22 protein-coding genes are annotated in these 21081 nt (G+C 71.2%); 5 read left to right on the top strand and 17 right to left on the bottom strand.

Going from position 1 to position 21081, the window contains the following annotated elements; all coding sequences use genetic code 11:
* Positions 1-27: 27 nt before the first annotated feature.
* From CLV68_RS25195 to CLV68_RS25135, 13 genes are all read right to left on the bottom strand, one after another.
* Positions 28-939 carry a phytanoyl-CoA dioxygenase family protein gene (locus CLV68_RS25195; protein WP_246010091.1) on the bottom strand — a complete coding sequence of 304 codons (912 nt, stop codon included), beginning with the start codon at positions 937-939 and terminating at the stop codon, positions 28-30.
* A gap of 34 nt (positions 940-973) precedes the next feature.
* A complete protein-coding gene (gene hppD, locus CLV68_RS25190) occupies positions 974-2050 on the bottom strand; it encodes a 4-hydroxyphenylpyruvate dioxygenase (protein ID WP_121393322.1) in 1077 nt (358 codons plus the stop codon).
* Positions 2051-2206: 156 nt separating this feature from the next.
* Positions 2207-2743 carry a hypothetical protein gene (locus CLV68_RS25185; protein ID WP_211346752.1) on the bottom strand — a complete coding sequence of 179 codons (537 nt, stop codon included), beginning with the start codon at positions 2741-2743 and terminating at the stop codon, positions 2207-2209.
* Between the two features lie 29 nt (positions 2744-2772).
* Entirely contained in the window at positions 2773-4035 is a 1263-nt protein-coding gene (locus CLV68_RS25180) for a beta-ketoacyl-[acyl-carrier-protein] synthase family protein (RefSeq protein ID WP_246010090.1), read from the bottom strand.
* A complete protein-coding gene (locus CLV68_RS25175; RefSeq protein WP_211346751.1) occupies positions 4032-5660 on the bottom strand; it encodes a class I adenylate-forming enzyme family protein in 1629 nt (542 codons plus the stop codon). Before CLV68_RS25175 ends, CLV68_RS25180 begins: the two co-directional genes overlap by 4 nt.
* Complete coding sequence (locus CLV68_RS25170) at positions 5657-6250, bottom strand: beta-ketoacyl synthase chain length factor (RefSeq protein ID WP_121393321.1); 594 nt, start codon at positions 6248-6250, stop codon at positions 5657-5659. The genes CLV68_RS25175 and CLV68_RS25170 overlap by 4 nt, the downstream gene beginning before the upstream one ends.
* Positions 6247-7389: a beta-ketoacyl-[acyl-carrier-protein] synthase family protein gene (locus CLV68_RS25165; protein WP_121393425.1), complete on the bottom strand. Its 1143-nt coding sequence runs from the start codon at positions 7387-7389 to the stop codon at positions 6247-6249. Before CLV68_RS25165 ends, CLV68_RS25170 begins: the two co-directional genes overlap by 4 nt.
* On the bottom strand, positions 7382-7630 hold the full coding sequence (locus CLV68_RS25160) for a hypothetical protein (protein ID WP_246010089.1): 249 nt from the start codon (positions 7628-7630) through the stop codon (positions 7382-7384). Before CLV68_RS25160 ends, CLV68_RS25165 begins: the two co-directional genes overlap by 8 nt.
* Positions 7623-7901 carry an acyl carrier protein gene (locus CLV68_RS25155; RefSeq protein ID WP_092776392.1) on the bottom strand — a complete coding sequence of 93 codons (279 nt, stop codon included), beginning with the start codon at positions 7899-7901 and terminating at the stop codon, positions 7623-7625. Before CLV68_RS25155 ends, CLV68_RS25160 begins: the two co-directional genes overlap by 8 nt.
* A gap of 106 nt (positions 7902-8007) precedes the next feature.
* Entirely contained in the window at positions 8008-9435 is a 1428-nt protein-coding gene (locus CLV68_RS25150) for a class I adenylate-forming enzyme family protein (RefSeq protein WP_121393320.1), read from the bottom strand.
* A 443-nt stretch (positions 9436-9878) separates the two neighbouring features.
* Positions 9879-10952: an alpha-hydroxy acid oxidase gene (locus CLV68_RS25145; protein WP_246010088.1), complete on the bottom strand. Its 1074-nt coding sequence runs from the start codon at positions 10950-10952 to the stop codon at positions 9879-9881.
* A 198-nt stretch (positions 10953-11150) separates the two neighbouring features.
* A complete protein-coding gene (locus tag CLV68_RS25140; RefSeq protein ID WP_121393319.1) occupies positions 11151-12656 on the bottom strand; it encodes a GMC family oxidoreductase in 1506 nt (501 codons plus the stop codon).
* 34 nt (positions 12657-12690) lie between these two features.
* Positions 12691-13995 carry a cytochrome P450 family protein gene (locus tag CLV68_RS25135; protein ID WP_246010087.1) on the bottom strand — a complete coding sequence of 435 codons (1305 nt, stop codon included), beginning with the start codon at positions 13993-13995 and terminating at the stop codon, positions 12691-12693.
* Positions 13996-14363: 368 nt separating this feature from the next.
* Between CLV68_RS25135 and CLV68_RS25130 the strand changes: the two genes are divergently transcribed.
* The 5 genes from CLV68_RS25130 (at position 14364) to ssuE (ending at position 17362) form a co-directional block, all read left to right on the top strand.
* Positions 14364-15008, top strand: a complete 645-nt coding sequence (locus CLV68_RS25130) for a TetR/AcrR family transcriptional regulator (protein WP_121393318.1) — start codon at positions 14364-14366, stop codon at positions 15006-15008.
* A gap of 235 nt (positions 15009-15243) precedes the next feature.
* Positions 15244-16200 carry a dimethylsulfone monooxygenase SfnG gene (gene sfnG / locus CLV68_RS25125; protein ID WP_121393317.1) on the top strand — a complete coding sequence of 319 codons (957 nt, stop codon included), beginning with the start codon at positions 15244-15246 and terminating at the stop codon, positions 16198-16200.
* 12 nt (positions 16201-16212) lie between these two features.
* A complete protein-coding gene (locus CLV68_RS35760; protein ID WP_281274692.1) occupies positions 16213-16335 on the top strand; it encodes a hypothetical protein in 123 nt (40 codons plus the stop codon).
* Positions 16332-16886: an acyl-CoA dehydrogenase family protein gene (locus CLV68_RS25120; RefSeq protein ID WP_246010086.1), complete on the top strand. Its 555-nt coding sequence runs from the start codon at positions 16332-16334 to the stop codon at positions 16884-16886. Before CLV68_RS35760 ends, CLV68_RS25120 begins: the two co-directional genes overlap by 4 nt.
* Complete coding sequence (gene ssuE / locus CLV68_RS25115; RefSeq protein ID WP_121393316.1) at positions 16826-17362, top strand: NADPH-dependent FMN reductase; 537 nt, start codon at positions 16826-16828, stop codon at positions 17360-17362. The genes CLV68_RS25120 and ssuE overlap by 61 nt, the downstream gene beginning before the upstream one ends.
* A gap of 45 nt (positions 17363-17407) precedes the next feature.
* Here the strand turns inward: ssuE and CLV68_RS25110 are convergent, their stop codons facing one another.
* The 4 genes from CLV68_RS25110 to CLV68_RS25095 form a co-directional block, all read right to left on the bottom strand.
* Positions 17408-18454, bottom strand: a complete 1047-nt coding sequence (locus CLV68_RS25110; RefSeq protein WP_121393315.1) for a zinc-dependent alcohol dehydrogenase family protein — start codon at positions 18452-18454, stop codon at positions 17408-17410.
* A 201-nt stretch (positions 18455-18655) separates the two neighbouring features.
* A complete protein-coding gene (locus tag CLV68_RS35400; RefSeq protein WP_246010085.1) occupies positions 18656-18898 on the bottom strand; it encodes a hypothetical protein in 243 nt (80 codons plus the stop codon).
* Positions 18899-19019: 121 nt separating this feature from the next.
* Complete coding sequence (locus CLV68_RS25100) at positions 19020-20126, bottom strand: pyridoxal-phosphate-dependent aminotransferase family protein (RefSeq protein WP_121393314.1); 1107 nt, start codon at positions 20124-20126, stop codon at positions 19020-19022.
* A 10-nt stretch (positions 20127-20136) separates the two neighbouring features.
* Positions 20137-21006: an SGNH/GDSL hydrolase family protein gene (locus CLV68_RS25095; RefSeq protein WP_246010084.1), complete on the bottom strand. Its 870-nt coding sequence runs from the start codon at positions 21004-21006 to the stop codon at positions 20137-20139.
* Positions 21007-21081 lie beyond the last annotated feature (75 nt).

Here is a 21081-nt window from a genome sequence, read left to right as displayed (position 1 = left end):
CACGACGGGTCGGCCACGGGGGCAGGATCAGGACTGCCAGGTCACCGGGCAGTACTCGGGGTCGGAGTAGTCCGGGGTCCCCGCGGCGGTCTTGCGCACCAGGAAGTCGTGGTTGTAGTTCACCTGCGACCCGTCGGAGGTGCGGAAGTCGCGGTAGGCGTTGTCGCCGTCCTGCAGGTGCAGGGAGATCGCGCGGCGCGGGCGGTCGCTGACGTTGGCGCCGCTGCCGTGGTAGGTCTTGCAGTGGTGGAAGCTCACGTGCCCCTTGGGGATCTCCATGGGGACCTTCTTGACCTCGACGTTGTTGAAGGACGCGTTGTCCTCCAGCATCTGGTCGAGCTCGGAGCGGTCGCGCTCGGCGAAGTGCCGGTTGGTGGTGTCGTTGTCGCCGATCTCCTTCCACAGGTGGCTGCCGTCCACCATGGTGATCGTGCCCATCTCCTCGGGGCAATCGTGGAAGGGGATGAACGCGGTCAGCATCTTCTCCGAGGTCGACGTCGACCAGTAGTGCTTGTCGAAGTGCCACGGGACGATGTTGGTGACCTCGTCGGGCTTGGGCTGCTTGTAGATCAGGGTCGACTGGAAGACCCGGATCGACTCGGCCTCGGCCAGCCGGGCGGCGACCGCGCCGAGCAGCGGCTTGCGCAGGATCGCGCCGAGGGTGTCGTCCTCGTAGTGCACGTAGTCGTTGTGCCGCTGCACGTCGCCCTTCTCGGGCGTCCAGTAGGCCAGGCGCGCCGGGTGCGACGGGAGCTTGCGGTCGCGGTGCCCGCCGTAGTACGCCTCACTGGCCGCGACGAGGGTGTCGATCTCCTCGTCGGTGAACAGCTTCTTGCTCAGGTACCACCCGTGCTCGGCGTAGAACTGGACCTCTTCGTCGGTCGGCAGTAACGCGCGCTCTTCGTCGGTCAGGTCGAACGTCCGCAGTTGCGTGGTCACGCTGGTTTTCCCCTCTATCCCCTGTGTGTGCTTCTCAGCCCGCGGTCGCGGGGCTCTCCGAGGCGCGCAGCACGGCCTCGTAGAGCGCGCGGATGTTGCCGCTGCCGAAGGTCTTGGCACCGTGGCGGTCGATGACCTCCAGGAAGTAGGTGCCCCTGGCGTGGATGGACCGGGTGAAGATCTGGAAGACCTCGCCCCAGTGGTCGCGGTCGACGAGCACGTTGGTGCGGCGCAGCGCCTCCACCCCGAGGTCGACCCGGCCCAGGCGCTCCTGGAGCGCGTCGTAGTAACTGGCCGGGGTCGACAGGAACTGCACGCCCCGCGCGGCGAAGGTCTCGACCGAGCCGACGATGTCGTCGGTGAGGAACGCCAGGTGCTGCACGCCCGCGCCGTCGTGGCGGGCCAGGAAGTCGTCGATCTGGCCGGGGCGGCGGGTGCTGTCCGGCTCGATCAGGGTGAAGGTCACCTTGGTCGACTTGCTCTGCACGACCTTGGAGTCCATCGCCTGGTCGCCGATCTCGATGTACTCCTCGAAGATCTGGTCGAAGTCGAAGACGTCCTGGTAGAACCGGACGGTCTCGGCCAGCGTCCCGGCGGGCAGGCAGACGGCGACGTGGTCGACGATGTCGAGCAGGGTGTCGCCCTCCTCGACGTCCTGGGTCAGCATGCCGATCACGCCGGGCAGGAACTGGTCGCGCTCGCCGTGGCGCTCGATGAACCGGTGCCGCACGTCGCCGAAGCCGATGACCTCGGCGATGGTCACGCTGCTCTCGCCGTCGGTGTGGGTGACCGGCTCGGCCACCGCGGTCGCGCCCCGGCTGACGGCCTGCTCGAAGGCGGCCCGCGCGTCGGCGACGGTGAAGGCGAGGCTGGACACGCCGTCGCCGTGGCGGGCCACGTACTGGGCGGCGGCGCTGCGCGGGTTGAGGCCGGAGGTGAGCAGCAGCTGTATTCGGCCGTGCCGCAGCAGCAGCGACCGGTCGTCGGGCAGGCTGGTCTCCGGCCCGCCCTGGCCCGCCACCCGGAACCCGAGCGCGGTGCACAGGTAGAACGCCGACTGCTGGACGTCACCGACGTAGAGCTCGACGTGGTCGATGTCCTGGATATCCATTTCTCCCCCTTCGGGAGTGATTCGGTTACCGATGACAACACCAGGTTTCGACGGCACCGGAAACACGCGAGAGCGACATCGTCACCCACGCTGGTTTGTCCGCTTTATTTCCGACTGGAAGGCCGACCCGGCACTAGAACATGTTTACCACAATCGTCATGATCCCTGGTCCATAACCGCGTGGAATCGACACACTTCACCACCGGTGCGCACGCACGACACCCTGCTGTCACGGACCGTGACACCCATTCCCTCGAACCAGCCCTCACGCATCTGCGGACAGGGGCATTCGTACCCGTCCAACGCCCGCGCGGCGGCCAACATCTTCAACGCGTAGTTCTTGGTGATGACGCTTTCCCACTCGTCGTCCCCGGTCACAGCGTGTTCGGCGACCATCATGGCCGGGTTCCAGGAGATCTTGGGAATTTCCGCGAACCACTTCACGAACTCGTCGAGCGACATCGCCCGGAAGTCGAGCCCGTGCTGGTGGCGGTACCAGCGGGCGACGCGGCGGAACACGAACCGGATGGCCTCGGCATTGATCTCGTTCGCCGCTTCCTGGCCGAACCGGCGCAGCACGCCCTGGTACCAGCGGGCGTCGTGCAGCCACCAGAACTCGTGCAGCGGCGGCGGCCCCGGATCGGCGTCGGTGTCGGCGGCGACCCGGCCGTTCTCGATTTCCGTCCCACTCATCGTGTTCCCTTTCCCGCTGTGCGCGTCGCTCAGCCGAATCGCTTCGCGGTGGTGCTCGTCGGTCCGACCGCGAGGCTGATGTTGTGCCCGCCGAACCCGAAGGAGTTCGACAGCGCCACCGACACCGGCCCCTGCCTCGGCTTGTCCAGCACGTGGTCGAGGTCGCACCTCGGGTCGACGTCGGTCAGGTTGAACGTCGGCGGCAGGGTGCCCTTGGCGATGGCCAGCGCGGTCACCGCCGCCTCGATCGCGCCCGCAGCGGCCAGCGAGTGGCCGATGACCGACTTGGTCGCGCTGACCGCGGGTCCGCCGGTGCCGAACACGTCGTGCACCGCCTTGGTCTCGGCGACGTCGCCGCGCTTGGTGCTGGTGCCGTGCGCGTTGATGTACTCCACATCGGACGGGACAAGACCGGCGTCCCTGACTGCCTTGCGCATCGCCTCGGCAGCGCCCTCACCGTCCGCGCGCGGCGCGGTCAAGTGGTGGGCGTCAGTGGTACCACCCCAGCCGATGATGTCCGCGTACCCGGCGGCCCCGCGCGCCTCGGCGTGCTCGACGCTCTCCAGCACTACGACGCACGCGCCCTCGCTGAGCACGAACCCGTTGCGGCCACTGTCGAACGGTCGGCTTGCCTGAGTCGGGTCGGCCCAACCGTTGGCGGTAGCGCGAGCGTTGACGAACCCGGTCGCGATGCTCGGGTGCAGCGGCGCGTCAGTGCCACCGCAGACGACGACGTCTGCCTCGCCCGCGCGGATCAACCGCAGGCCCTCGGCGATCGACTGCGCACCGGCGGCGCACGCGGTCGCGATCGCCGCGCTGTAGCCGCGTAGGCCGAACCGCAGCGCGATCCGCGCGGCGGCCATGTTCGGCAGGATGCCGGGGATCATGTACGGGCTGATCCCGGTGCGGCCCTTCTCCCGACGAGTGGCGGCCTGGTCCTCGTAGGTGAGCAGACCGCCGCCGCCGCTGGAGACGACGGTCGCGATCCGGTGCGGGTCGGCGTTGTCGCCCACCGCGATGCCCGCGTCGGCGATAGCGTCATCCGCCGCGGCCAGCGCCAACAGCACATACCGGTCCAGGCACGGGTCGGCGCGCTTGTAGATCGTGGCCGGGTCGATGTCCGGTGCGACACCGGCGTTCTCGATCCAGGTGGCGACCACGTGGTCGCGCGGCGGGGTGACGATGCCGGAGCGGCCCTCGCACTGCGCGTCGAACGTGGCGGTCAGACCCCGACCCGCGGGGGTGACCATGCCGATGCCGGTCATGACCGCCGTGCGGCCGGGGGCGCTCACGCGGTCACCGCGCGGAGCTTGTCGACGTGCTGCTGGCGCAGGACGACCTTGCGGACCTTGCCGGTAGCGCCGCGCGGGATGTCGTCCTCGTTCACGACGACGACCTCGCGGATGGTGGCGGCAACGTACTCGGGCAGGGCTGCCTTGACCGCTTCGGTCCGGTCGATGGAAGTGTCAGCACCGGAGTTGAGCGTCAACAGGACCGCCGACACGACCTGACCGCTGTCGTCCTTGACCGCGACGACCGTGCAGTCGAGCACGTCCGGGTTGGTCGCGAGCACGCGCTCCTCGGACTGCGCGGTGTACAAGCGCTTGCCCTCACCGAGGTCGATAGCGTCAACGGCCCGGTCGACGTGGTAGTAGAAACCCTCCGCGTCGCGGTACGCGAGGTCACCGGTGAGGAAGTACCCGGCGAGCCTGCTGCGGTAGGTCGTCACCGAGTCGTTCCAGTACCCCGGCGCCAACGTTGGCGACCGCACCCCGAGCTGGCCGACCTCACCGACGGGCAGCTTGTCGCCGTTGTCGTCGAGGACCGCGATGTCGGAGAACGCGTGCGGCTTGCCGATGCAGCGCCCGTAGCGGTCGGTGTCGGGGGTGTGGGTGATGAAGAACTGCGAGTGGCCCATCTCGGTGGAGCCGAGGCCGTCGATGAACGCCGACCCGGTCACCTGGCTCACGCCCTGCGCGGTGACCACGGTGCGGGTGCCGACCGAGATCAGCCTGCGGATGTGCGCCTCGTGCGCGCAGTCGCCGGTGTTCCACCAGAACTGCACCGAGGCCACGTCGTAGGCGGTCAGGTCCTGGGAGACCAGCTCCGGCCAGGTCGCGGCGAAGCCCAGCACGCAGGTCGGCTTCCAGCGGTCGACCGCGGCCAGCACCTTGGCGCCGGACTGCTCGGACAGGCACAGCAGCTGCGAGCGGTTGCTCAGCGCCAGGCTGGTCGCGATGACGATCGCGGCGTGGTTGGCGGGCAGCGCGGACAGCATCCGGTCGACACCCTGGGCGCGCGGCAGGCGCAGCCGGTGGCGGACCGAGGCGAACAGGCTCGAGTGCGAGGCCACGACCGCCTTGGGCATGCCGGTGGTGCCCGAGGAGTGGGTGATGACCACCGGGTCGTCGGCGTGGTGGCGGAACTGCGGCGGCGCGGCGGCCGGGTCGCCGTTGCCCAGCTCGGTCACGTCGATGAACAGCTCGACGCCCTCGACGCCGTCGCCGAGCGCGGCCCGGTGCGGGGCGTCGGTGAGCACGGCGACCGGGCGGACCCGGGTGATGTACACGGCCGCGGTGGCACCGGGCAGGTTCTTGTTCACCAGCGCCGGGATCGCGCCGATGCGGGAGAGCGCCAGGTAGTTGAGCACCAGGTCGGCGGAGTCGGTCACGTAGACCGCGACCGGGTCGCGCGGGCGGATCCCCTTGGTGTGGAACACCGACGCGCGCCCGGCGACGGCGAACTCCAGCTGCCGCAGGCTCAGCGCCTCCCACGCGGGGTGGCCGTCGACGTCGGTGTCGAAGCTCAGCGTCGGCTCGTCGAGGCCGTAACCGCTGCGCACGAGCGTGCTGAGCACGTTGCCGATGCCCAGGTCCGGGTCGGCCGCCAGCTGCGCCCTGGTTGTCTTGACGGTCACTGCGTGCTCCTCTGGTCGGTTCGCTGGCGCGTCTGGTCGGTGGTGCGTCCTTGCCTGGCCAGCAGCAGCGCGGCGGCCGCCTCCGCGCCCTGCTCGACGAGCACCACCAGCACCTCGTCGGCGGCCTCGTCGGTGAGCAGCAGGTCGGCGACGGCCAGCGCGTCGGCGACCGGGTCGTCGACCGGGCTGGTGCACACGACCGGCCCGCGCAGGCCCCAGGTCACCGCGACCCGGCCCGCCGCGGAGTTGGCCACGGACTGGAAGAACAGGATGGGCGGCATCCGCTTGCCCGCCTCGATGGCGGCGGCGACGGCGGTGGCGGTGCCCAGGTCGCCGCGGGTGCTGACCACCACCACGGCGGTGCGGTCGCCGCGCTCGGCGGGCGCGGGGGCGCTGCCGTGCACCTGGCTCATGCAGTCGTCGGCGGCCTGCGCGATGAGCGGGGCGAACGACGAGCTGACGAACCCGGGCAGCGGCGCCGGTTGCCGGGACGGGTCCGCCCCGGGGAACCGCGCCTCGGCGAGCACGGTCAGACCGCCCACATCGGATAAGTCCAACGTGGACAGATCGGTGTCCGCGGTCGTGGTCATACCCGTGCCACCACCAATGCGGTGTTCGCGCCGCCGAAGGCGGAGTTGAGGGTGAGCGCGTGGTCGACCTCGCGCTCGAGCGGGGTGTCGAGCACCAGGTTCAGGCCGAGGCTCTCGTCCGGTCCGGCGTAGCCCGCGTTGACCGGCAGTCGACCGGTGCGCAGCGCGTGGATCGTGACCGCCAACTCCAGCAGCCCGCCAGCCTGCAGCGTGTGGCCGTGCACGGACTTCGACGAGCTCACCGGGATCCGCGCGACCTCGTCGCCCAGGGCGCGGTGCAGCGCGACCGCTTCCGCCGCGTCGCTCTGGGTCGTGCCGGTGCCGTGGGCGTTGATGTAGCCGATGTCGGCGGGGGTGCGACCCGCCTTGCGCAGCGCCGCGGTGACGGCCCTGGTCATGCCGCCGCCCTCCGGGTCGGGCTGGGTGATGTGGAAGGCGTCGCCAGCCCGGCCCCAGCCCGCGATCGCGGCCAACGGGGTCGCGCCCCGGCGGGCCGCTTCCTCGGCCGACTCCAGGACCACCGCGGCGATGCCGTCGCCGAGCAGCATCCCCTGCCTGCCCGCGCTGAACGGGCGGACGTGGCCGTCGGTCGCCAGCGAGCGGCCCGCGTCGAACAGGGCGAAGTTGTCCTGTTCGACCAGGTAGCCCGCGGCGACGACGACCCGGTGCGCGCGGCCGTGGGTGATCATCGTGGCCGCGTCGGCGACCGCGGTGCTCGCGGCGACGCACGCGGTCATGTACGCCCTCGGCGCGGGACCGAGACCGGCCCGGCGCGCGATGGCGGAAGCGATGGCGCCGGGGCCGGTGCGGTCGGACTCGGGCAGCCGCGCCACCGCCGGGTCGCCGTGCACCGCGACCAGCAACGGGCTCACCGCGCGCTCGTCGGCGCCCAGCCCGGCCTGCGCGCAAGCCTGGTCGAGGACGGCGACGAGCTCGTCGGCCAGCACCGGGTCACCGGGCAGCTGAGCGGCCAGGTCGGTGCGGTAGCGACCCGCGTCGAACCGGGTGACGGGCGTGAACGCGGGGTCGCCCACCGCGGTCCGCTCGCCGAGCGCGGCCAGGTCCCACCCGGTGCCCGCGACCGCGGCCAACCCGGTGACCACCACGTCCGCGCGACCGGCCCCGTGCGCCTCAGCCATCGCCGCGCCCACCCACCAGGTCGGCGAGCACCTGCGCGGCCCCGGCCACGGTGTGCATCCGCGACAGGTCGGCGTCGTCGAGGTCGAGCTCGACGCCGTAGCGCTGCTCGGCCTGGTGCAGCAGCCACGCCAGCTCGAGCGAGTCGAGGTCCTCGGTGTCGGCCTTGGACACCTGGGCGCGGTAGCCGGAGATCATCTCGACGACGTCCGCCCTGCTGGGAGCGGCGGTGGTCTCACTCACGAACGCTGCCCTCGGCGACCGGCTCCAGCCTGCCAGCGACATCGGCGACGAACTCGTCGATGGTCATCAGCGAGACCTGCTCGATCTCGTCCTCGTCGATCTTGACGCCGAAGCGGTCCTCCAGCTGCACGGTCAGCTCGGCCATCGACAGCGACTCCAGGTCGAGCCCGGCCGGGCCGAGCTGGGTGTCGCCAGCGACGTCCTTGGTGGCGTACTGCAGGCCGACCAACGCGTCGATGACGAAGGCGCGGACTTCTTCCTTGGTGCTCATGGACTTCCTCTCGTGGCGGGACTCGGGCGCGCCCGGACGCGGGCGCGGCCGACCGTGCGCTGACCCGGGATCGGGTGAGCGCCTGGTGGGGACCTGGTGGCTGTGGCTAGGTCGGGTTCGCGGCCTGCTCCGCGGCCGACCGCAGCGCGGCCCGGTCGCGCAGGAGCTTGCCGCTGGAGGTGCGCGGCAGCGCGGGGAGGACGTGCACGGCGCGGGGCCGCTTGTAGGCCGCGAGCCGTTCGCGCAACCAGGCGTCGACCGCGCTGGTGTCCACACCGGACACGTAGGCCCTGATGCCCTCGTCGTAGAGCACCACGGCGGCGTCGACGCCCGGCGCGTCGGCGAGGGTCTGCTCGACCTCGGTCAGGTCGACCTTCAGGCCACCGATGGAGACCTGCGAGTCGAGCCTGCCCCTGATCGTCACCCGACCGGTGCCGGGGTCGACCTCGCCCGCGTCACGGGTGCGCAGCCAGCCGTCGGCCCAGCGGGTCGGGTCGACGAGTCCGATGTAGGGCGAGCGCTCGCGGCTGAGCAGGACCTCGCCGCCCTCGACCCGCACGGCGATGCCGGGGGCCGGGGTCAGCTCGGGCCGGAACGCGCCCTCGATGTCGGTCGCGATGACACCCAGCTCCGTCATCCCGTACATGTTGCCCAGGGTGATGCCGTAGCCCTCGGTCAGCGTGCGCCACAGCTCCGGCCGGACCAGCTCGCCACCGGTGATCATCCGGCGGAACCCGGGCAGCGCGGGCGGTTCGGCGACCGCGGCGAGGATCTCGGCCTGGGACGGGACCCCGATGAGCGTGGTGGGGGCGCTGTCGTCGGCGAGTGCTTTGAGGATGCCGTCGATGGTCAGCCGCGGCGGCACGACCATCGGCACGCCCGCGTTGAGGCCGTGCAGCAGACCGCCCACCAGACCGAGCACGTGCACCATCGAGCCGAGGACGACCGCGCGCTCACCCCGCTGCGGGATCCCGGCGATCGCGTTGTAGCGGTCGAGCTCGGAGATGACGTCGGCCGAGGTGCGGCCGATGATCTTCGAAGGCCCGGTCGACCCGGAGCTGAGCTGGATCAGCGTGTGCGGCGTGGCCGCGGCGGCACCGGCCGGGTTCGGCAGGTACGCGGGGTCCACGTCGAACAGCGCGCGCAACGCGCCGGTGGCGGGCTTGCCCGGCTGCACGAGCAGCTGCGGCGCCAGCCTGGCCACCGCCTGGTCGACCTCGTGCTGGGTGAGCCGGTAGTCCAGAAGGGACACCTGGGTGCCCAGCCGCCAGGCGGCGAGCAGCACCGTGACGAAGGCCAGCGACGGCGGGAGTCGCAACGCGACGCTCCCACCGGGAGCGAGCCCGGCCGCGACCAGCTCCGCCTCGCGCTCGACGACCAGCGCCCGCAGCGCCCGCCGGTCGAGCGGGGCGCCGAAGTGCAGCGCGAGCTCACTGTCCGGTCCGGCCAGCAGGAGCTCGTCCACCCACTCGCCGGTCGCCGGAGCCGAGGGCTCCCCGGTCGCGACCGGGGATAAGTGGGTCTCACTCGGCATGGTGTTCCCCCCTATTCGGTACCCGGAATGGGAATGATGATCCCTTATAGGACAGATATGCGCATATCGCCTTCGGCCGAACCACAGCGTCTACAACGGGGGAGTAAAACCCTGGGTGCCCACGCGGCAGCACACCCGGCAACTCACCCCTGCATCTCACGTTACTGCCGACAATACGGGTTTTGCAAGCGATTCGCGCACCGGGTTTACGTCGGCACTGTCACACCGCCGCACAATGATCGAATGAACAACGGGAAAATAAGTGAACGCGCAACGATTGACCGCCGGAGTCGCATACCGACCAGTAGATACATCGGACTGAACAGTAGGGGTATAGCACCGCGGCCGATGTGGAAGTGGGCGCGGTGCACGCGTTCCTAACACGAGAATGCCCAATCGTGTGGTATCCGTCGAAAATGGACAGTCCGACCCGGATGACCGTGCTAACGCACCAGCGCGGCGCCGATGTCGGTCAGCCTCGGCGCGCCGGAGAGGACCATCGCCTCTTCGAGTTCCTCGCGCAGGGTGGACAAAACGCCGGTCACGCCCTCGGCACCGGCCACCGCGAGTCCATGCAGGACCGGCCTGCCGACCAACACCGCGTCGGCCCCGAGCGCGAGCGCCTTGAGCACATCGGTACCCCTACGAACCCCACCGTCGACGAAGACCGGGACCGCTCCCCCGACCTCCGCGACGATCTCGGCGAGCGCGTCAATAGCCGCAATGGCCGAATCGAGTTGGCGTCCGCCGTGATTGGACACGACGATCCCGGCGACCCCGTGGTCGACGGCGAGTCGGGCGTCGGCGGCGGTCAGGATTCCCTTGAGCAGGACGGGCAACCGGGTCGTCCCGCGCAACCAGGCCAGATCGGACCAGGTGATGGCCGCGTCGAATTGCTCCCTGGAATGGCTCTGAATCGAGGAACCCGATTCCCCCGTTCGCGCCACCGCCATCGCGGCCGGGTCGACATTGGCCGCGGTGACGCCGGGGGGAAGGGTGAAACCGCCGCGCAGGTCGCGCAGCCGGGTCGCCACCCGCGGCGCGTCGACGGTGAGCATGAGCGCGCGGACACCGGCCGCCTCGGCGCGGGCGACCAGGTCGGCCAGCGCGTCGCGCCTGCGCAGCCAGTACAGCTGCAACCAGACCGGCGCGGTGGTGGCGGCGGTGATGTCGGCCAGGGTGCGGCTGGCGAACATGCTCACCACGAACGGCAGGCCGCACCCCGAGGCGGCGCGCGCGGTCGCGACCTCGCCCTCGGGGTGGACCAGGCGGTGGTAGGCCATCGGCGCGATGGCGAGCGGAGCGCGGACCGGGTCGCCCAGCAGCGCGGTGCCCAGGTCCGGTTTGGTCACGTCGACGAGCACCCTCGGCAGCAGCACCCGTCGGTCGAACGCGGCCCGGTTGGCGGTGACGGTGGTCTCAGCACCGCTGCCGCCCTGGAGGAAGTCCCAGGTGGACCCCGGTAATCGGGCCTGCGCGGCCCGTTCGAAGTCCGACAGGGACAGCATGTCGCCCATCCCCTGACTCTCCGCCACGAAAGTCCCCCAACCGCTGACGCCCGGTGGTCGATGCCCTCCGGCCGGGACCTGCCCCGCCGGTCGACCTCGGGCGTCAGTGTACCCAACAAGGCCGATCGTTCGTACGTTTTTCTCCGCTGGCGGCGGTTTAACGACGCTCCCCGACGTCCCCGCCGGTCACCGCACAGGTGCGGAGAGTCACGGGTTCGGCCAGTTGAGGGCGACGGCGCGCTCGGCGAGCATCAGCACGGGCAGGGTCGTAGTCGCGCGGGGGCTGACCGGGAAGGCGGAGGCGTCGATGACGAGCAGGTCGTCGACGGCACGCACCCGGCAGGTCTCGTCGAGCACCGCGTCGGGGTCACCCGCCTGGCCCATCCGGGCAGTGCCAACCGGGTGATTGTAAGTGCCCACGGTCGCGTGCACGGCGTCGACGAGATCGGCGTCGGCCACCGACGCCCCCGGCAGCCGCTCGGCGACCAGCAGGCTCGCCAGCGGCGACTGCTCGGCGAGCCTGCGGATCACCCGCAGGCCCTCGGCGACCCGCACCGCGTCGCGCGGGTCGCGGTAGATCCCGGTGTCCACCACGGGCAGTTCGGCGGCGTCGCGTGAGCGCAGCCGGACCGACCCGGTGGAGTGCGGGGCGACCAGGGCCGAGGTCATCAGCAGGTCGAAGCCGGTGGGGTGACCGGCAGGCGAGCGGGTGGGCATGGTGGCCATGGCGTGGACGTGGATGTCCACGTCCGGCTCGTCCTGGCTGGTCTTGATCGACAGCATCGTGCGCAGCGGGGCGGGACGGCGCTCGTTGTGCTCTTCGGCGGTCGCGAACACCGCCGGGGTGGAGGGGTGCTCCAGCAGGTTCGACCCCACGCCGGGCACGTCGGCGACGAGGTCGACGCCGACCTCGCGCAGGTGCTCGGCCGGGCCGATGCCGGAGCGCAACAGGATGGCGGGGCTGCCGTAGGCACCCGCGCTCAGCACGACCTGCCCGGCCTCGATCTCCTCGCCGGAGACCAGCCGGACACCGACCGCGCGGCCGTCGCGGACGAGCACCGTGTCGACGTCGGTGTCCGGGCGGACGGTGAGGTTCGGCCGCTCGGCCGCGTGCTCCAGGTAGACCAGCGCCGAGTTGTACCGCCTGCCGCCGACCTGGTTGAGCGGGGTGAGACCCGCGCCGAGGGAGTCGGCGGCGTTGTGGTCGTCGACGAGGGCGAAACCCGCCTTCTCGCACGCGGTGAGGAACCGCTCCTGCGAGTCGGTCAACTCCTCGCGGGCGTACCTGCGGACCGGGGTGCGGCCCGCCACGGCGCGCGGCTCGGTGTCGTGGTCGGACTCCAGCGCCTGGTAGACCGGCAGCACCTCGTCCCACGCCCAGCGCGGCAGGCCCATCGCCGCCCACGCGCGGTGGTCGGTGGGCCTGCTGCGCAGCGCGACGCAGAAGTTGACCGCCGTCGAGCCGCCGACCACCTTCCCGCGGGGGATCGGGAAGGTGTGCCCGCCGTGCTCCAGCGGGGCGCTGGCGAAGCCCCAGTCGTGGCTGCGCGGGAAGCCGAGCCCGTCGAGCAGGTCCGCCGGCCACCGCGCCTCGGTGCGGTAGTGCGGCCCGGCCTCCAGCAGCAGGACCGAGCGGGTCGGGTCCTCGGACAGCCTGCTCGCCACGACGCAGCCCGCTGCGCCCGCGCCGACGACGATCACATCGTGTGTCATGAACCCGCTTCTTCGTGGTGTGTGGTGCCGACGGTCAGTCGACGAGGACGGGCAGTCTGCTCAGGCCGCGGATGAGGGTGTTGGACTGCCACACCAACTCCTCCGGCTCCACCGCCAGGCGCAGCCCCGGGTAGCGGGTGAGCAGCCGCTCGAAGGCCACCCTGCCCTCGATCCTGGCCAGCGGCGCGCCGACGCAGTAGTGGATGCCGTGGCCGAAGGTCATGTGGCCACCCATCGGACGGGTGATGTCCATGGTGGCCGCGCGCGGGAAGAACTCGTCGTCGCGGTTGGCCGAGGTGAGGATGGTGGCCACGAACGAGCCTGCCGGGATGGTGACGCCCGCGATCTCCACGTCCTCGATCGAGTACCGCATCATCGAGGTGTTGGCCGGGCCGTCGTAGCGCAGGAACTCCTCGACCGCGTTGGGCAGCAGCGACAGGTCGCCGCGCAGCAGCGCCAACTGGTCGGGGTGGGTCAGCAGCGACAGCGCGCCGTTGCCGATCAGGTGGACCACGGTCTCGTGCCCGGCGAACAGGGTCAGGAAGGCCATCGAGACGACCTCGATGGTGCTCAGCGCCTGGTCCTCGTCGCGGGCGGTGATGAGCGCGGTGAGCAGGTCGTCGGCCGGGTTGCGCTGCTTGTGGTCGATCAGCTCCAGCAGGTACCCGGCCATCTCCGCCGCCGAGGACTTCGCCTCAGCCGAGCGGTTGTCCGAGGTGAGCGCGACCGGGGCGGAGTCGGTGCCGATGGCCAGCGCCCAGCGGTGGAAGTCGGAGCGGTCGGCGGCGGGCACGCCGAACAGGTCGCAGATGATCGCCAGCGGCAGCGGGCTGCCGAACTGGCCGACCAGGTCGATCTCGCCGGACGGGTCGAAGGCGTCGAGCAGGTCCTCGACCAGGGCCGAGACGTTGGGCTTGAGGCCCTCCATCCGGCGCGGGGTCAGCGCCTTGGCCATGAACCGGCGCAGCCTGGTGTGGTCCGGCGGGTCGACGTTGAGCATGTGCCTGCCGAACTGCGAACCGTAGTCCTCTTGCGTGGGGCGGACATCCGAGCCGGTCTCGACCAGCTTGCGGCCGTGCACCAGGTCGCTGGAGAAGCGCCGGTCGGCCATGACCGCGCGGGCGTCGGCGTGCTTGGTGACCATCCAGACCTTGAGTCCGTTGGGCATCAGCACCTCGCGCACCGGTGTCTCCGCGCGCAGCTTGTCGTACACCGCGTGCGGGTCCTGCATGTCGTTCGCCTCGAAGACGAACGTGCCGCCCCCCTGCTGCCCGTCTTCCCGCTGGACGCGCGCGGGCTCGGTGGGTAAGGACTGGCCGGTGACTTGGTCTGCGGACACGACACTCCTCGGATACCGGTTCGGCTAGCTCCCCCGTCGCAGCCCGGTGGCCCGACGCGGCGAGCCTAACACACAATGCGATCGGTCGTGCGGATATTTTCGGTACAGCGTACCGGCTGGTCTCGGCCCCGCACGGCCCCCGGCAGTCCCCTTCGGACAGACACGGGCGCCGCGGTCACCGGAAACTGCGCGCTACCATGAGAGGAACTTGTGAAGGCGGGAGTAAGATCGACGGACACCGGTATCGGCTCCCGGTCCGCTTACCGCCCTACGAGCCCAAAGACGTTGACAGCCCTGAGACACAGTGCCCCGAAGACCATTCAGGGCACAAAGACCCTAGTGAGTCCTAGATCCCTGAGAGCGCAACGATGACCGAGGCTCGTGTGGACGGTCGTGTCCAGCGGGGCAACCACACCCGCGGGCTGGTTGTCGCGCGCGCGGTCGAGATCGCCTCGGTGGAGGGCCTCACGAGCCTGTCGCTCGGCAGGCTCGCCACCGACCTGGACATCAGCAAGAGCGGGGTGTTCGGCCTGTTCGGCTCCAAGGAGGAGCTGCAGCTGGCCACCATCGACGCGGCGCTGCGGATCTACGTCGACACCGTGGTCCGGCCGGTGCTCGACCTGCCGCCCGGCGTCGACAAGGTGTGGCGGCTGTGCCTGAGCTGGCAGGACTACTCCCGCGGCCGGATCTTCCCCGGCGGGTGCTTCTTCTTCGCCGTCTCCGCCGAGTTCGACGCCCAGCCCGGCCGGGTGCGCGACACCCTGGCGCGGCTGTCGGGGCGCTGGGCGGAGCTGGTCGGGCGGACCCTGGACGAGGCGGCCGCGGCCGGTGAGCTGACCGACGAGGTCGACAGCGGGCAGCTGGCGTTCGAGCTGATCGCGTTCATGGAGACGGCCAACGCCAACTCCGTGCTCAACGACGACTTCGCCGTCTACGACCGCTCCCGCGCGGCGATCCTGCGGCTGCTGCGCTCCGTGGCGACCGACCCGGCTCTACTCCCGTCCACCGCGTAGCCGCTCCCCGGTCCCACCGGGTGGACGCGGAGGGTCATCTGTTGACCACGCGCGGGCCCGGTGCTCGGATAGGTGGGTGTCCACCGCGAAGCCAGCCAAGCGCCTGACCAGGCGCAGGCACGTCGACTTCGCCCGGGTCTGCACCCAGGGCTGTCACCGCTGAGCGTCACTCTCCGCACTCGACCGCGCCCCAGGGCCGGTCCCCCAGCGTGCCCGGCGACCCGTGGAGTCCACCGTGCCCGACACCGAACCGACCCCCCTCCAGTTCGCGTACTGGGTGCCCAACGTCAGCGGCGGCCTGGTCGTCAGCGACATCGAGCAGCGCACCGACTGGTCTTACGACTACAACCGGCGGCTGGCGGTGCTGGCCAAGCTCGTCGCCACCGCGGACCACATCTCCGGTGGCCGCGCCGCGGTGAACGTGGTGTCCGGCTGGTTCAAGGGCGAGTTCACCGCCCTGGGTGAACCGTGGCTGGAGCACGACGAGCGCTACCGGCGCTCGGAGGAGTTCATCCGGGTGTTGCGGGCCAGTTGGACCACCGACGACGCCCAGTTCGCCGGGGACTTCTACCGGCTGCGCGGGTTCGACCTCAAGCCCAAGCCGCTGAGCGGACCGGACCGACCACACCCGGAGATCTTCCAGGGTGGGAACTCGACCGCCGCCATGGCGATGGCCGGGCGGGTGTCGGACTGGTACTTCAGCAACGGCAAGGACTACGACGGCGTCAGCGAGCAGGTCGCCGAGGTCGGTGCCGCCGCGCTGGCGCACGGTCGGCGGGTGCGGTTCGGCCTCAACGGGTTCCTGATCGCCCGCGACACCGAGGCCGAGGCCCGCGAGACGCTGCGCGAGATCGTCGCCAAGGCCAACCCCGATGCCGTCGCCGGGTTCCGCGACGCGGTCACCCAGGCGGGCGGCTCGACCGGCGACGGCAAGGGCATGTGGGCGGACTCCTCGTTCGAGGACCTCGTCCAGTACAACGACGGATTCCGCACCAAGCTCATCGGCACCCCCGAGCAGATCGCCACCCGGCTCGTCGAGTACCGCCGCCGCGGCGTCGACCTGGCCCTGCTCGGATTCCTGCACTACCACGAGGAAGTCGAGTACTTCGGCGCCCACGTCCTGCCGATCGTGCGCGCCCTCGAGGCCGACGCCGATCGCGGGGCCGGTGTCCCCGAACCCGTGACCCGCTGAGAGGCAGGGACCATGACCACCACTGAGACCGATTGGGCCAAGTCCACTCCTACCACTGCCACCGCCACCGGCTGGTTGGCCCGTGCGGCCGAGGTATCGGCACTGCTGGCCGTTGACGCCAGTTGGTGTTCGTGAGCTTCTACCTCGGGATCGCACGCGGGGCGTTGGAGACCGCGCGCGTTTACACCGTGGAGAAGTCGCGGGCCTTGCTGCACGGCGGCCAAGAGCGGTCGGTGGACGAGCCCTACGTCCTCGACGTGTACGGCGACCTGACCGCGAAGCTGTGGGCGGTCGAGGCGTTCGCCGACCAGGTCGCCGCCGAGGGCTGGGCGATCCACCAGGACCCGGACGTGGTGACCGAGCGCGAACGCGGCGAGCACGAGGTGCGGGTCGCCGCGGTGAAGGCCCACGCGACCGAGGTGGCGCTGGAGATCACCGGCGGCATCTTCGAGGTCACCGGCGCCCGCGCCACGGCCGCCCGCGAGGGGCTGGACGCTTCTGGCGCAACGTCCGCACGCACACCCTGCACGGCCCGGTCGCCTACAAGCGACGCGAGGTCGGGGTCTTCGTACTACGGGACGAGATCCCCGAACCCACCTGGTACTCCTGACCACTGGAGGTTGCGTTGTCCTCGATCGTCGTCCTCTCCGGCAGCCCTTCGGCCACCTCCCGCACCGCGGCCCTGACCGGCCACTTGGCGGCCAGGCTCCGCGACCACGGCCACGACGTGCGCCTGGTGCTGGTGCGCGACCTGCCCCCGGCCGCCCTGCTGCACGCCGACGTCGCCGACCCGGCGATCGCGGAGGTCACCGCGGCGATCGAGGCCGCCGACGGGGTGGTCGTGGCCTCGCCGGTCTACAAGGCGGCGTACTCGGGGCTGCTCAAGACCCTGCTGGACCTGCTGCCGCAGTTCGCGCTGGCGGGCAAGACCGCGCTGCCGGTGCTGACCGGGGGCAGCCCGGCGCACGTGCTGGCGCTGGACTACGCGCTGCGACCGGTGCTGTCCTCACTCGGGGCGCACCACATCGTGCCGGGGTGGTTCGTGCTGGACCGGCACATCGAGGTCACCGGGTCGGGGGTCGTGCTGCACCCGGACGCGGAGGCGCCGCTGCTGGCGGTGGTGGACACGTTCTCGCGGGTCTTACCCGTGGGAGTTGTCTAGGCGGGACTCGCCGTTGGGTGGTCAGGCCCAACGGCGAGTTCGCTGTCATGGGCGCAGGAGCGGCTTGATGACCTTGCGGTCGTCCATGTCGGTGTAGGCGTCGGCCACCCGGTCGAGGGGGTACTCGGCGTCGAAGACCCGACCCGGGTCGATCTCCCCGTTCAGGACGGCGGGCAGCAGGTCGTCGAAGTACGCGCGGACCGGCGCCACTCCCCCGGCCACGGCGATGTTGTTGCCGAACAGGTGGCGGACGGGGAACTCGGGACCGCCCGCGGGGACACCGACGTACCCGAGGCGCCCGCCGGGGCGGACGGCGTGCAGGGCCTGGTCCATGGACTCCTTGGTGCCCACGCACTCCAGCACGGCATCGGCGCCACCGCCCAGCAGGTCCCTCACCTCGGCCACGCCCTCGTCGCCGCGGGTGGCGACGATGTCGGTGGCCCCGAACGCGGTGGCCAGGGCCTGGCGGTCGGCGTGCCGGGACATGGCGATCACCCGCTCGGCACCCAGCCGGGACGCGGCGAGGACCGCGCAGAGCCCGACCGCGCCATCACCCACGACGACCACCGCGTCACCGGGGCCGACCTTGGCGGACACGGCCGCGTGGTGGCCGGTGCCCATGACGTCGGACAGGGTCAGGAGGCCGGGGATGGCCGTGTCGTCGGGGAACTCCGGGGTGGCGACCAGGGTGCCGTCGGCGAACGGGGACACCACGTACTCGGCCTGCCCACCGTCGATGTCGTGCCCGGCACGGGCCGTGCCACCCCAGTAGCCGCCGCGCTCGCACGAGGTGTGGATCCCGTTGCGACAGTGCGCACACGTCCCATCACTGACCGCGAACGGCGCGATCACGAAGTCCCCCGGCCGCACGGTCCGCACCTCGGACCCGACCGCCTCGACCACCCCGACGAACTCATGCCCCATCCGCTTCGGCCCCTCAACCGGCGCGATCCCCCGATACCCCCACAGATCCGACCCGCACACACACGACGCCACCACCCGAACCACCGCGTCCGTCGCCCGCCACACCCCCGGCTCCGGCATGTCCTCAAGCCGAACATCGCCGGTCCCGTGCAACACAGTCCCGCGCATCCTCAACAACCCTCCACAGTAGACAGAACTTCGATCACGCCCCAGCGATGGCGACCCGCAGCGCTGCGCCCACCAACCCCATCCGGTCCGGACGCAGGGTGCGACCCATCGAACCGAGCCGTGACACCGAGGTCGCGCCAGCTCCAAACACGACGCGGCTAAGGCACAGCGGGCTCTGCGTAGGGAGTCGGCGACGCAATCTCACGCCCCGGCCTTGGCGATGGCAGCGCGCAGAGCGGCCAGTACCAGTTCCACCCGGTCCGGGCGGGCGTTGTGGCCCATCAAGCCGATCCGCCACACCGAGCTCGCGAACGCACCGGCGCCCGCGCCGATCTCGATGCCGTACCCGGTCAGCAGATCCGTGCCACCAGCACTGATCCGACGGCCCTTGGGCTCGCCGCGATCCGGATCGGTGTCGCACCCCAGCGATCCGATCCGCGACACCGGGTTCGCTCCAGTACCGGATACGGAGCGGCCAGAGACCAGCGGACTCACCGGGCGGGACGTGTCCGAACAGGCCGTAGACCGGCGCACAGTCCTCCTTCTCTCGCAGCATGCACCCAAGTCAGGCCGCGGCCTTGGCGATGGCGGCGCGCAGGGCGGCCAGTACCAGTTCCACCCGGTCCGGGCGGGCGTTGTGGCCCATCAAACCGATTCGCCACACCGAGCTGGCGAAGGCGCCCGCGCCTGCGCCGATCTCGATGCCGTACTCGGTGAGCAGGATCTGGCGGACCCTCGCGGAGTCGACACCTGCCGGGACGCGGACGGTGGTCAGTTCGGGGAGGCGGTGGCCTTCGGGGGCGAAGAGTTCGAGGCCCTGGGCCTGCAACCCTTGCTGCAGCAGGGTTCCGGCGGCGTGGTGGCGGGCCCACACCTGGTCCAGGCCCTCGTCGAGGACGCGGCCGAGGGCGGCGTGCAGGGAGGCGATCATGGCCACGGGGGCGGTGTGGTGGTAGGTGCGGCCGCCGCTGGAGCCGTCGACGTAGGCGCCGATGAGGTTGAGGTCGAGGTACCAGGTCGGGGGGCGTTGGACGCGGCGGTCCCAGGCTCGGGGGGAGACGGTGAAGGGGGCGAGGCCGGGGGCGACGCCGAGGCACTTCTGGGTGCCGGAGTAGGCGAGGTCGACGTCCCAGGCGTCGATGGCGACCTCGATGCCCGCCAGGGAGGTGACGCAGTCGGCGAGGACGAGGGCGCGCTCGTCGCGCTGGTGGACGGCGAGGGACAACGCGCGGATGTCGCTGAGGACACCGGTCGAGGTCTCGGCGTGCACGGCGGCGACCAGGGACGGCTCCGGGTGCGCGGCGAGGACCCGTTCCACGTCGACCGGGGTGCCCCAGTCGTGGTCGACCCGCACCACGTTCGCGCCGTAGCGGCCCGCGACGTCGACCATCCGCTCGCCGAACAGGCCGTTCACCGCGACCACGACCACGTCGCCGTGGCGGACGAAGTTCGCGAACGCCGCCTCCATGCCGATGGAACCCGTGCCGGACAACGGGAGCGTGCGCGCGTTGTGCGTGCCCCACACCCGGCGCAGCCGGTCGCAGGTCTCGTCGAGCACGCGGAGGAACTCCGGGTCCAGGTGCCCCAGCAGCGGGGCGGCCAGCGCGGCCGTCGCCTCCGGGTAGGGGTTGGACGGTCCCGGGCCGAGCAGGGTGCGGTCGAGGAGTGCCATGCCGGGAACTCTACGGACGCGCCACCCGCTCCGCGCCGAGCTGTCCACAGGGCGGTTCGCGGTGGCCGCGCAGCATGATCCCCAGCGCGTAGGGCACCAGGTCGCCGCCGCGCTTGCACAGCCACGGGATGCCCTTGAGCACGAGCCAGGCGAAGTGCGCCAGCGGTCCCGGCCGCAGCCCGCCCTCGCAGACCAGGCTCACCGGGGCGGGCACCGCGCAGCCGCGGGCGGCCAGTTGCTCGGCGAACCCCTTGGCCAGCATCCGGTGCCCGAGTTCGGACGGGTGCAGCCGGTCCACGCTCCAGGTCGCGGTCTCGTAGGCGCCCGGCAGCACGTCCAGGTCGACCAGCGCGGCACCGGTCTCGGCGACCACGGTGTCGATGACCGAGTTGAGCCGGTCGATCCTGGTGCGCAGCGCCCGGCGCAGCGCGGCGGGCATCCGGAACACCCGCGCGTGGTCGTGGAAGCGCACCAGCGCCACCACGGTGCCCCGCTCCTGCAGCGAGATCACCACGTGGGCGAGGTCGGCGCACATCGCGACCGGGTCGAAGTCCGACCGCAGCGTGTCGTTCATGCCCGCGATCACCACCGCGGCGTCGGGAGCGACTGCCATGGCCTGCGGCAGTTGCGTGGCGCGCACGTCACCGAGCCTGGCGCCGGTCGCGGACACGTTGTGCACCTCGGCGCCGAGCGCGGCGGCCAGCAGCGGGCCGACGCCGCGCCAGCGCCCGCCCGGCAGCGGGTCGCCGATGCCGACGGTGGTGGAGTCACCGAGGACCGCGAGGGTTCTCGCGGTCCAGGTAGGGGGCGGTAGGGCGGGAGGATGTGTCGAGGTCGGGAGTACGGGTGTGCTGCTGCGTTCGATCCCCAGCGCGGTCACGCGGACAACGATGCGACCCGATGGCTCACCGGCGGTGAGATCGCGGTGTCCGCGCGGGGTCGGCCGGGCGAAGAC

Origin of the sequence: Actinokineospora cianjurensis (genome assembly GCF_003663795.1) — a bacterium.
Classification (GTDB): domain Bacteria; phylum Actinomycetota; class Actinomycetes; order Mycobacteriales; family Pseudonocardiaceae; genus Actinokineospora; species Actinokineospora terrae.
Note: the sequence above shows the minus strand (reverse complement) of the source record. Positions and strands in the feature narration are given on the sequence as shown.